The following is an 11,205-nucleotide window of genomic DNA, read 5'->3' as shown; positions in this document are numbered from 1 at the left end:
GCCACCGCGACCGTGTCCTGGGCGACTGGGCCATGCGCCCCGGCGGCGGCCGTGGGGGGGGGGGGGGGGGCCGCCGGGGGGGCGGCGGGGGCGGGGGGGGGCGGGGGGGGGGGCCGGACGGGGCGGCGCCCCCCCCCCGCGCGGCGCCCGCGCCGCACTCCCACCTGCGTGGCGTCGACCGGACCGTACCGACGCGGCCGACCCCACGCAGCGCCGCCTCCCGCGCCTATCCGCTCTCCGCATCTTCCGTTCTTCCGTTCTTCCGTACGCAGCTTCGCCGCTGCCCCGCGCGTTACCCGCGTCACGCGCGCCAAACGCACGACGGGCCCGGGGCGCTGCCCCGAACCCGCCGTCCATCCGAGCCGGTGCACCGGCTAGGTGTTGCTGGTGCCCCAGTCGTCCTCTGTGGCATTGCGTTGCTCACGCAGCGATTGAACCCGCGCCGACACCGATTCGGGGAGCCGGTCGCCGAACCGTGCACTCACCGCGTCGAACGCCTTGCCGGCCGCCTCACGCCCGCCGTGCGCGGCGGCTTCGGCCGTGTTGCGGACCGCAGGGTTCTGGGAGACTCGCTGCGCGCTCTTGCGTAGCTGCTCGTACCGTTCACGCCCGGCCCGCGCGCCGAGCACGTAGCCGACGGCGACTCCGGTGATGAACGTCAGCCGGTAGCGCATCACTCCACCTTTCCTGGCCTCTCCGCTGCTGCCGGACCACACGGAACACGACAGCCCCGCTGGGTCGTGGTGCCCGCCTACCCGCAGCGGCTGGTGATCACCCTCTGATCACTAGCTGATCATCCCTGGGGAACCGATTGGCGAAGCACCCCCCTGCTTGCGCTAATGTATGTGTCGCAGCGAGCGCGCGCCGCCCGGGAGACCGGAGGGGGGCGCAATCGAGGCACACGGAGCAATCCCCTGTAGCTCAATTGGCAGAGCAGCCGGCTGTTAACCGGCAGGTTACTGGTTCGAGTCCAGTCGGGGGAGCTCGGTCCCCTGTAGCTCAATTGGCAGAGCATTCGGCTGTTAACCGGAGGGTTACTGGTTCGAGTCCAGTCGGGGGAGCTGAAGGAAGAGCCCCGTAAGGGGCTTTTTTCATGCCCGTTCCACCACCCCCGAGCCGGCCACGACCAGCAATTCCACCCGCTCGGGAACCGCTCGGGGACCTCCCGTAGTCCCCACTTATGCGCGATGCGGACCCTCGGGGGCAGCAGATCGTATGAGCGGCTATGCTGCGGCAGACGGCGCGCACAGATGTGCGCGACGCGCCGTTACGGGGCGGTAGCTCAGCCGGTTAGAGCAGCGGACTCATAATCCGTCGGTCGTGGGTTCGAGTCCCACCCGCCCCACCTCAATCTTCGCCTGAAGGATCGTTCTGACCAGGCAATTCAGGGAGCTCCCAGAACTTCAGGGGGCTCCCCTTCGTGCGTTCGGGACCGTTGGCTCGCCCGTTGCTCGCCCGAAGGGCCAATGGTCGTGGCTGGGCAGGCCGAGGTACGGCGAAGGTCGGACCCGTCGTCACCGGGCCCGGCCTTCGGCCGCCCGTCTCGCGCGGCAGCCAGCAGTGGGGAACAGGGACACGGCCACGCTACGGCCCGGCACTGGCAACCGGCGGTGCTCCTGCTGTGGGGCGGTGGTGCGGTGGCGACAGGAGCTGTCGGGTGAGTTGCTGGAGGATGTGGAAGGGGCATTGCGGAAGGGGCGGATGCTGGAGGTCGAGGGGGTTTCGGCCCCGGGCCGAGTGTCTGCTGGATCTCCAGCGCCTGGGGGCGGGGGCGGCGTCGTACAGAGGAATGAGCTTTTGAAGGGCTCCGCCACCCACGAGTCCAAACTGGCCATCCAGCTCACTAGGGGCGATTTCTCGCAACTATTTCAGGCTGCGAAGGAATTTCCGGAGATTCTGAACTGGAGGGGTTTCGCCGAGTTTCGGCCGTAAGGTGAGGTCGGGAGGTTGCGGAATCCTTACCGGCTACTCCATCGGCGAAATGACGCTGTCCGTGGAGGAGTTGGGGAAGCGGTTTGCTCGCGCGCGTACTTGAGTTGGGTGTTTCTGGTTCGTTGCTGGTGTGCGCGATGTGGGTGGCGGTGGGTTCGCCAGCAGCGGCACGGTGATCGGGGCGAGGGCGGTCATGGGGGGTGGGGAGAGAGTCGAAGCCGCGGTCGTTGCTGGTGGTGGTCGGTGAGGCCGTGCCGCCGCGGGGGAGGGTGAATCCGCGGGTGTCCCCCATAAATCGGCCCCTCCCAGGGCCGGTTCGCCGCAGACGTCGGCCCTCTCAAACCTGGTTCGCCCCAAGTTCGGCGCCTCCTAAATTCGGCCCTCGAACGGTGCCTCTGCGGCATGATGGTCCGTGTGGATACCGAGATACTCGCCGGCGTCTGGCGGCGCCTTCTTGTTGACCCGCGCAAGTCGTGGGTGGTGTTTGAGCATGGCACCTGTGTGGTGCTCACGGCTCCTGACGGAGACCTTGCCGAGCAGGCCATTGCCCTTCTCGCGGAATTCGGGCCCGTGCGCGCGGGGACTCCCGCGGGAGATTTTGGGGTGATCGATGCCAGGGACGTCGATGGGTGGGTGGTCACCGGCCATCACCATGACGTCCTCACCTATGTTGCGCCCGATGAGCCCGGCGGGCAGGACAATCTCGCTGTCGGAATGTGCGGACGTTCCAAGCGGCATCAGGACGGCACCGAACTGAACGTCGTCCACGTTGAGGACCAGCGCGGCGCCGCCGGGTCCGAGTGAAGGTGCGGCGGGTTTCCCGGCGGTGATCGCCGTCGGGTGGCGATTCCGAGTGGGGCGCTGGTTCGCGGCGCGGCCGGGGTGCTTTGAGGCGTTCGGGCGGTGGGGATCTTGGTGGTGCCGCCCGTTCGTACACTGGCCAGTGTGGGGGACCGTACGGCTAGCGAGGTCGAGGTGCGGCCGGCGCCTGCCTTGCGGCGGTATGTCGGCTCGTACGTCGGATTTGATCTGCGTCGGTTTCCGGCGGGGGTGCACTGCGGTCCGCCGGGGCGCGCGCTCACCGCGGTGGTCAGCCTCGCCGATCCCTTGCCGGTGGCGTCGGGCGTGGGCGACGGCGTGCCGGTCGTCCGGTACGGGGGTGTGGCGGGCGGGTTGATGTGTCGTTCCGTCGGGATTCACCACGACGGTCACCAGCAGGGCGTGCGGGTATCGCTGACGCCCCTCGGCGCGCGCGCCGTCTACGGGGTGCCCGCCGCCGTGCTCGCCCACCGGCTCGTGCCGCTCGACGAACTGCTCGGAGCGCTCGGCGGGGAACTCGTCGAGCGGCTTCGGGCGGCGCCGACGTGGGCCGCGCGGTTCGCCGTGCTGGACGAGGTGTTCCTACGGGCCGTCCGCCGCGCCACCGGCGGCGAGGGACCGCCCCGGGTGCGCCCCGAGGTGGCCGAGGCGTGGCGTCGCCTCGTCGCCGCGCGGGGGCGCGTACGGGTGGGGGCCGTCGCCGCGGAGCTGGGCTGGAGCCGGCGACACCTCACCGAGCAGTTCCGCGGTGAGGTGGGGCTGACGCCGAAGACCTTCGCCCGCGTGCTGTGCTTCGAGTACGCGCACGATCTGGCGACGGCGCGCGACCCGCTCCCGTGGGCCGAGGTGGCGACCCGCTCCGGCTACGCCGACCAGGCCCATCTCGTACGGGAATGGCGGGAGTTCACCGGTCGGCCGCCGACGGTCTGGCGTCGCGGCGAGGTCCTTCTCGGAGGCGGGTAGCCGCCGAACGGGTGGCCGCCGCGGAGCGGATTCCGTCCCCGATCCGTTCCCATTTCTTCAAGACCGTCGGGGCGCGGTCCCGTGAGGATCATCCTCATGAGACTCGTGAACCACACCCGTAACGCCATCGACCTGCGTACGACCCCCATCCACCTCGGAATGGGTTCGCGGGCGCGACCCATCGAGGGTTTCGCCTGGGACCCGGAGGTGCTCCAGGCTTACAGTGCCGCCGTCGCGGCGGACGGCGGGGAGGGCCGGCTGGTGGCGATCATCGACGGCGAAGGCCCCGGTGACCACTGGGAACGCCACCCCGCGGGCGACGAACTCGTCATCTGCCTCAGCGGTTCCGCGACGGTCATCCGCGAGGCGGACGGTGCGCCCGAACGCGTCGTACTCGGACCGGGCGAGGCCACCGTCAACCCGGCCGGCACCTGGCACGCGGTCGATCTGGCGGGGCCGACGACCATTCTGACCGTCACGCCCGGCCTCGGCACCGACCACCGACCGCGGATCGACGCCAGCCCGGTCGAGGACGGTGGCGGCGCGCCCGGTCCGCAAGCGCCTTGATGCGATGCGCCGCGCATTGCGTCTGCCGGTTCGTTGCCGTAACCGGTCCTCGCCGGCGGGTGTCGTCGGCGGGGACCGGGGTGTCGCGGGCGGGTGGGGTACGAGGGGGCGGGCGTCGGCATCCTCGCGATGTGGGGTTTGGCGCGGTGGCCGGGTCAGCGGAGAATGCGGGCGCGGAGGCGTTCGTTCGGGGTGGCGATGTCCCAGTAGCGGACCGTGCCGCGGGCGGTGCTGTAAGCGCCGGTGCCGCCGGTGATGGCCATGTCCAGGGAGCTCGCTCCCTTTTCTGCGAGCGATTGCATCGTCAGCGAACCCTGTTCGAGGTTCAGTGTGATGAGGCATTGGGTGGTGCGCTTTTCGCCCGCGATGTGGACGATATGGCAGGAGCCGCCGCCGAGCCCGACCTTGCGGCCTTCTTGGAGTACGCCGCCGGAATACACGCTCGTGTCACCGAGGCTCGGGCCGGCCGGGCCGAGGTCGTTCTCTGCGTACTGGTCGTTCTGGATGGTGAGGTCGAGTATGTCGACCGAGTCGCGCTGCGGGGTGTCGGCGCCTGCGCTCCCCAGCGCGAACACGCCGACGGCTGCGGTGGCCAGTGCCACGGCGGTGAGCCGCAGTAGCGTGCTCCGGCTGGCTTTCTCGCCGCGCGGCTGCTTCCCATTTCGCCCATTCCGTGCCCGTGCATCGGCGGAATCCATCTCGTTGACGGCCGTGTCGACCATGTCGGGTTCTCCTCCCAGTGGCCTTGGCGGGTGAACGCACTTGACGCTATGGCGCCCGAATCACTGCGTCCAAGGCCAAAATTGCTATGGCGTCATAGGCGGGGAGGCATGGAGAAACGGGGACATGGAGGTGCGTGCGGAATTTCCGTACCGTCCCTCCCCCCCGTGCGTAAGGCGTCCAACGCCCGGGGAAATGGCCCGATCAGGCGTGACGGCCGGGCCTCACCCCATCCACCCCCGTAAACCCCACCCACCCCCACGCCCCGTAGCGTGCCGCCCCGCTACTTCAGGAGTTTCCCCACCACGCGGTCCAGCGCCTCGATGTCCTCCGCTGGGAGGGCGAGGAGTGCGTCGGGTGGGGTGGCGAGGATGGCGGTGGCGCGGGTGGCTGCCGTGTGGCCGGCTTCGGTGAGGCGGACCAGTTTGGCGCGGCGGTCGACGGGGTGCGTGAGGCGTTCGGCGAGGCCGCGGCGTACCAGGTCGTCGACGATGACGGTGGTGTACGGCGGGTCGCTGGCCAGCCGTCCGGCCAGTTCCCGCAGGGTGAGCGGGCCGGGGGCGATGCGGCGCAGGGCGCGGATGCGGCTGAAGCTCATGCCGAGTGCGTCGGCGACCTCCTTGCGGCGGTTGTGCCGGTCCAGCAGCAGGGTGTGCAGCCCCTGCCAGGCGCGGGTGGCGGCCTCGGCGGTGGCGTCGCCCGGGTGTCTGGCGTCGCCGGGATGCGTGGCGTCGCCGGGATGTGTGGCGGCGCCGGGGTGCGGGGCGTCGTCCGTGGCAGCAGGGTCGTCTGCGGCTGGAGCGTCGTCCGTAGCGGGAGTGCCGTCCGAGGCGGGAGCGTCGTCAGCGGCGTGCGTGCCGTCCGCGGTGGGGACGTCGTCCGTGGCGAGAGCGTCATCCGTGGCGGGGGCGTCATCCGTGGCAGGAGCCTCGTCCGCCTGCTGGTTCGTGTCCTCTGGGCGCGCCATCAGGCCCTCACCGTCGCTCTGGTCTCCTCGACAGCCAACCGCTTCGCGGTGTGCTGGGCCGTTGACTGAGCCCAGCGGCCAGTGGTGAGGGTACCGATCAGCAGGATCAGCGCGCCGCAGCCGGCGATCAGCCACCAGGCGGTGCGGCCGGTGTGGACGAAGTCCGTGGGGTTGGTGTGGCTGGTGGTCGCCATCAGCGCGCCGATGACCGCGACGCCGAGCGCCTGGCCGAGTTGGCGACTGGTGGAGGCCACCGCCGCGGCCACACCGGCCTGCGAGCGCGGCATCGCGGACACGGCGGTGTTCGTGATCGGCGCGTTGACCAGGCCGAACCCGATGCCGAAGAGCGCGTACGCGGGGACGAGGACCGCGGTGGAGAGGTGCACGGAGTAGGTGAGGGCCTGGAGGGTGGCGCTCGCCGCGAGGGCGACGCCGGCCGTGACCAGCGGGACGCGGGGGCCGCGGGCCGCGACGATCCGCCCCGACAGCGGCGCGCTGACCATCGCCATGGCTGCCATCGGCAGCATGAACAGGCCGGCGTGCAGTGCGTCGAGATGGCGCACGTTCTGGAGGTAGAGGGAGCTGACGAAGAGGAAGCCGCCGAGCGAGAAGAACGCGGCGACGGCGATCAGGGTCGCCCCGCAGAACGGTACGGAATGGAAGAACCGCAGGTCGATGAGGGGGTCGGTGCGGCGCCGCGCGTACCGAAGGAACGTCAGCAGGGCGCCGGCCGCCGTGGCCGCGCAGGCGATGACCAGCGGTGACGACCAGCCGCGCACCGGCGATTCGATGATCGCGTACGTGGTGGTGGCGAGCAGCACGATGACCAGGGCCTGGCCGATCGGATCGACCCGGCGCGGACGTTCGGCGCGGGACTCCGGCACGTACCAGCGGGTGAGGAGCAGGGCGGTCAGGCCGATCGGGGCGTTGAGCCAGAAGATGGCCCGCCAGCCGGCCGTCTCCACCAGCGCGCCGCCGAGGAGCGGGCCCGCGGCCATGCTGATGCCGACGACGCCGCTCCAGATGCCGATGGCGCGGGCGCGCTCGCGGGAGTCGGGGAAGACGTTGCTGACGATGGACATGGCGACGGGGTTGAGCATCGAGCCGCCGATCGCCTGGACCACGCGCGCGGCGATCAGCCAGCCCAGGCCGGGGGCGATGCTGCACAGGACGGAGCCGGTGATGAAGACGGTCAGGCCGGTTCGGAAGACGCGCCGCCGGCCTATGCGGTCGGCGAGTGAGCCCGCGAACATCAGCAGGCTGGCCAGGACGAGCGTGTAGGCGTCGATCGTCCACTGGAGGCCGGAGACCGAGCTGCCCAGGTCGTGCTGGATGGAGGGGAGGGCGACGTTCAGTGCGGTGGTGTCGAGGCTGACCATCAGCAGGCTGAGGCAGCAGATGGCCAGTACGAGCCAGCGGCGGTGTGGGGCGAGGTCGGTCATGGCGGTCCCCGAGATAGTTGAGTCCCTGTAATCATTATGGTGGCATAAATAATTGTTCCGTGCGGTGGTGCGGGGCGTTGGGCGCGGGGTACTGGGGTGGCCCGGGCCGGGCGTGGGTCGAGGCTGGAGCCCGGGGCTGGGGCGGTGGCTCTGGTGTGAGGGTGGCTGGGGTTGGGCGGGGGCGCTAGTTGGCCTGGCTCGGGTTGGCTTGGTTTGGGTGGGCCTGGTTCTGGTGGGCTGGCCCGGTGCGGTGTGGTGTGGTGCGGTGCGGTGCGGTGTGGTGCGGTGCGTGGAGGGTGCTTCGGTGTGTGGGTGTGGGTGTGGGTGTGTGGGGTGCGTGCGAGCGAGAACCGGTCCGGCTGGGGTGGGTCGGGGAGTGGGGTGCGACGCGGTCGGGCGGGATGGTGGGGCGCGCCGGCGGGTGGTTCGGGGCGGTCACCTGGGGTGGGCGGTCGGTGCGGTCCCGTGGTGCGCGGGGCGCGTACGGGTACGCCCGTCGCGGTGGGAATTGTCGATCCGGCCAATGTTGCCCCGGGCGGGATCGGTCCAGGGGGCGTTCGGAGGGTGCGCGCTAGCATGGAGCGTTTGGTCCGGGCCGCTTCTCCGCAGTGGGACGGGGTGGGCGCTCTGCTAGCGAACGGTGCGACACATCACCTGGTGCGGCCGGCCCCGGCGGACGCGCGCCGCGGTACGGAGCCCCGGCGCCCGATGACGCCGAAGGCGCGCCGCCACAGCGCGGGACCGGCCGGACGGGTGGCGCCCGTCGCCGGGTGGGACGCCCGGGTCGGCCGCCGCGCGCGTACGGGCCCACTGACTGTCGTTCCCGCTGTTGCCGCTGTTGCCGACGTGCCGCGGGGGCGCGGGCGGCCGGTGGGTGCGGTACGGCTCAAGGCTCGGCCGGCCGGTGCGGCACCGTTGCGGCGTTCGCCGCTGCCCTCGCCCGGGCCGCTGCCCTCGCCCGGGTTGTTGCCCGAGCCGTCGTCGGGGCCGTGGCTTGCGTGGCGCGGGGAGCGCGTGAGGGGGGACGACTGCCGCAGGTGGCCCGCCCGTTGGACCCGGGCGCCGACACGGACGATCGGCGCCCCTCGTACTCGTATCCCATTTCGGATTGTGAGGCCGCGCGATGAGTACCGATGCCGTCACGGCTGCCCCGACGCCCGGGGAGGACGCTGGGCGGTCGCCCGTGGACGGGCTGCTGTCCATGGGGGTCGAAGAAGAGTTCTTCGTGGCCGATGCCCACAGCCATCGGGTCGCGGACAGCGGGCCGTTGCTCGATGCGCTGGGCGGGGACGGCGGCGAGCACTTCAGCGCCGAGATACGCCCGTGCATGATCGAGAGTCGTACCGGAATCTGCTGGAGTCTGGCCGCCCTACGGGCCGAACTGCGGGACCACCGCGAGGCGTTGATCGGCGTCGCGGCCGAGGCGGGGGCCGTTGTCGTCGCCTCGGGCACCTACCCGTCCGCCGACTGGCGGCAGGTGGGATTCACCCCGCGGCCCCGGTTCGACCACCTCGTCAACGCCTACGCCCGGCTCGCGGACGAGCTGCTGATCTGCGGCTGCCATGTGCACGTGGGGGTGGAGGACCGCGACACGGCCGTGGAGGTGATGAACCGCGTACGGCCCTGGTTGCCCATCTTGTCGGCGCTGTCGGCAAGTTCGCCGTTCTGGGCGGGGGAGGCCACCGGGTACGCGAGCTACCGGAGCACCATCTGGGCGCGGTGGCCGATGGCCGGCACGCCGCCCACGCTCGCTTCCTACGCCGATCACCAGAACCGGGTGCGCCGGCTGGTCTCCACCCGGACCAGCGCGGATGCCGGGCAGGTGTTCTGGGACGTACGGCCCGGCACGCGCTACCACACGGTGGAGTTCCGGATCGCCGACGCCTGCACCACCATTGACGAGGCCGTACTTCAGGCGGGACTCTCCCGCGCGCTGGTGCACCAGAGCCTGCGCGAGATCGACCGCGGGGCCCCCGCGCCCGTCGCGCCCGCCGAACTGCTGCACGCGGCGAAGTGGCGGGCGGCGCGGTACGGGCTCGACGGAAAGCTGATCGACCCGGTGGCGGGGGAGCTGGTGCCGGCGCCGGTGTACGTCAACCGGCTGCTCGCCCACGTCCGTGAGCCCCTGCTTGAGGCGGGGGACTGGGCGGAGGTCAGCGGCCTGGCGCGGGCGGTGCTCCGCTGGCGCAACTCGGCCGAGCGGCAGCGCAGGACCTTTGCCGGCAGCGGTGAACTGGGGGACGTAGTAGACCAGTTGGTCACCGAGACGGCGGCGGCCGAACTCCTCGGTTGAGCGGGCGGCCGGACGGGGTCCGTGCGCCACGGCTGAGGGGAGTGCTTCGAGGCCGGGGAGTGCTTCGGGGGCCGGGGGGGGGGGGGGGGGGGGGGGGCGGGGGGGGGGGGCCCCCGCGGGGGGGGGGGGGGGGGGGGGGGGGGGGGGGGCGGGGGGGGGGGGGGGGGGGGGGGGGGGGGGGGGGGGCCGCGCGCCCCCCCCCCCCCCCCCCCCCACCGCTGTGCGGTGGTGCGTCGCGTGGGCGTCAGATGCCGCAGCGGGACGCGGACCAGAGCTGCGACGGGCTGAACGCGACGTGCGTGTGGTCGCTGTGGTCGGGGTAGCCCGGGCCGAGGATCTGCGAGAAGCCGTGCGTCCTGGCCTGCTGCGCCAAGCGGCAGAAGCTGGGCGAGCCGACCAGGTCGGCGGCGTCGCCGTACAGGTGCCGGCTGGTGGCCGAGCCGCCGACCGCCTTGTTGCAGGCATACGAGCGGAACCCGCTGGAGATCTGGATCGGCACGTCGCCGAGCTGGTGCCGCATCGCCTCCAGCTTCCACATCGTCTTCAGGGCGTTCGACTTGGCCGTCGCCGCCGAGACCGCGCCGCCGGACCAGGTGGAGTTGCAGCGGTTCAACTCGGCGTAGGTGAAGTGGATCGGCGTGCAGTCCGCGTCCTGGAGCGCGTAGATCTTGCTGAAGGTCTTCGGGCCGGCCACGCCGTCCGCGCTCAGGCCGTACGCGGCCTGGAACTTCTTCACCGCGGCGGCGGTGCGCGCACCGTACTGGCCGTCGTACGAAAGCCGCTCGCCGGAGGTCACCCAGCCGGCGACGCGGATCTGGAGCTGGGTGACGTCGGCGCCGGACGAACCCTGCGAGAGAGTGCGGTTCCACGTGTAGCACGAGGCGGCTTGGGCGGTGCCCGACGCGGCGCCGACCCCGATCACCGCGCCAGCCATGATCATGACAAATGAGACAAGCAGGCGCGTGGTGCGCTGGAGCATTCCGGCCTCCCGACCGTCAATCCCTGTGACCCGCAGGGAACTTTTGCCGGCCCGCGCGGGGTGGCATGGCCTGCGCGGCGCCGGAGTTGGAGGGGCCGCCGCCGCGTCCGCCGCGGTGGCCGCGCCCTAGCCTGTGGCAGGGAGCTACGCGCGTCAACCTCGCGCGGGCCAGGTGGCAAAAGTTCGCCCACTCGTCGTGTGGTCGCCAGGAGTTGGCCGACCCTTCCGTTGTCGGACGGGTGCGGTCGGGGGTGGGCGGGGGTGTGGGGGTGGGTTCGGGTTCGGGTTCGGGTTCGGGTTCGGGTTCGGGATTCATGGTGGGTGTGGGTGGGAGTTCGCGGTGGGTGTGGGTGTGGGTGCGGGGCCAGGCATGGGTGCGGGGGGCGGTGTCCGGTGTCGTGAGGTGGGTGCTCGGGGTGGGGGGGGGGGGGGCGCGGGGCCCCCCCCCCCGGGGGGGGGGGGCGCCCCCCCCCCCCGCCGGGGGGGGGCGGCCCCCCCCCCCCCCGCGCCCCCCCACCGCCCG

10 protein-coding genes and 3 tRNA genes are annotated in these 11,205 nt (G+C 71.8%); 8 read left to right on the top strand and 5 right to left on the bottom strand.

What is annotated here, in order from left to right; translation table 11 throughout:
- Window positions 1–374: 374 nt before the first annotated feature.
- Entirely contained in the window at window positions 375–674 is a 300-nt protein-coding gene (locus AAHZ94_RS18565) for a YtxH domain-containing protein (RefSeq protein ID WP_349994078.1), read from the bottom strand.
- A 236-nt stretch (window positions 675–910) separates the two neighbouring features.
- Between AAHZ94_RS18565 and AAHZ94_RS18560 the strand changes: the two genes are divergently transcribed.
- The 6 genes from AAHZ94_RS18560 to AAHZ94_RS18535 all read left to right on the top strand — a co-directional run bounded on the left by AAHZ94_RS18560 (window position 911) and on the right by AAHZ94_RS18535 (window position 4,281).
- Window positions 911–983, top strand: a tRNA-Asn gene (locus tag AAHZ94_RS18560).
- Window positions 984–988: 5 nt separating this feature from the next.
- Window positions 989–1,061 (top strand) — tRNA-Asn (locus tag AAHZ94_RS18555).
- A gap of 210 nt (window positions 1,062–1,271) precedes the next feature.
- Window positions 1,272–1,345 (top strand) — tRNA-Ile (locus AAHZ94_RS18550).
- A gap of 989 nt (window positions 1,346–2,334) precedes the next feature.
- Window positions 2,335–2,736 (top strand): hypothetical protein, encoded by a 402-nt coding sequence (locus AAHZ94_RS18545; RefSeq protein WP_349994077.1) that lies wholly within the window; start codon window positions 2,335–2,337, stop codon window positions 2,734–2,736.
- A 141-nt stretch (window positions 2,737–2,877) separates the two neighbouring features.
- Window positions 2,878–3,714 carry a helix-turn-helix domain-containing protein gene (locus AAHZ94_RS18540; RefSeq protein WP_349994076.1) on the top strand — a complete coding sequence of 279 codons (837 nt, stop codon included), beginning with the start codon at window positions 2,878–2,880 and terminating at the stop codon, window positions 3,712–3,714.
- Between the two features lie 96 nt (window positions 3,715–3,810).
- Entirely contained in the window at window positions 3,811–4,281 is a 471-nt protein-coding gene (locus tag AAHZ94_RS18535) for a cupin domain-containing protein (protein ID WP_349994075.1), read from the top strand.
- 155 nt (window positions 4,282–4,436) lie between these two features.
- Here the strand turns inward: AAHZ94_RS18535 and AAHZ94_RS18530 are convergent, their stop codons facing one another.
- From AAHZ94_RS18530 to AAHZ94_RS18520, 3 genes are all read right to left on the bottom strand, one after another.
- Window positions 4,437–5,003 (bottom strand): allene oxide cyclase barrel-like domain-containing protein, encoded by a 567-nt coding sequence (locus tag AAHZ94_RS18530; protein ID WP_349994074.1) that lies wholly within the window; start codon window positions 5,001–5,003, stop codon window positions 4,437–4,439.
- Between the two features lie 281 nt (window positions 5,004–5,284).
- Entirely contained in the window at window positions 5,285–5,968 is a 684-nt protein-coding gene (locus tag AAHZ94_RS18525) for a MarR family winged helix-turn-helix transcriptional regulator (protein ID WP_349994073.1), read from the bottom strand.
- Entirely contained in the window at window positions 5,968–7,410 is a 1,443-nt protein-coding gene (locus AAHZ94_RS18520; protein ID WP_349994072.1) for an MFS transporter, read from the bottom strand. Before AAHZ94_RS18520 ends, AAHZ94_RS18525 begins: the two co-directional genes overlap by 1 nt.
- Window positions 7,411–8,533: 1,123 nt before the next feature.
- Between AAHZ94_RS18520 and AAHZ94_RS18515 the strand changes: the two genes are divergently transcribed.
- Both AAHZ94_RS18515 and AAHZ94_RS18510 read left to right on the top strand, forming a co-directional pair.
- The gene (locus tag AAHZ94_RS18515) at window positions 8,534–9,703 is read left to right on the top strand and encodes a carboxylate-amine ligase (RefSeq protein ID WP_349994071.1); all 1,170 of its coding nucleotides are present in this window, start codon (window positions 8,534–8,536) and stop codon (window positions 9,701–9,703) included.
- Window positions 9,704–9,762: 59 nt separating this feature from the next.
- Window positions 9,763–10,026, top strand: a complete 264-nt coding sequence (locus AAHZ94_RS18510) for a hypothetical protein (RefSeq protein ID WP_349994070.1) — start codon at window positions 9,763–9,765, stop codon at window positions 10,024–10,026.
- Here AAHZ94_RS18510 and AAHZ94_RS18505 read toward each other — a convergent pair.
- Window positions 9,948–10,682: a D-Ala-D-Ala carboxypeptidase family metallohydrolase gene (locus AAHZ94_RS18505; RefSeq protein ID WP_349994069.1), complete on the bottom strand. Its 735-nt coding sequence runs from the start codon at window positions 10,680–10,682 to the stop codon at window positions 9,948–9,950. The two genes, AAHZ94_RS18510 and AAHZ94_RS18505, sit on opposite strands and share 79 nt — an antisense overlap.
- Window positions 10,683–11,205: the final 523 nt, after the last annotated feature.

The organism is Streptomyces sp. HSW2009 (genome assembly GCF_040240285.1).
In the GTDB taxonomy this organism is placed as follows: Bacteria; Actinomycetota; Actinomycetes; order Streptomycetales; family Streptomycetaceae; genus Streptomyces.
Note: the sequence above shows the minus strand (reverse complement) of the source record. Positions and strands in the feature narration are given on the sequence as shown.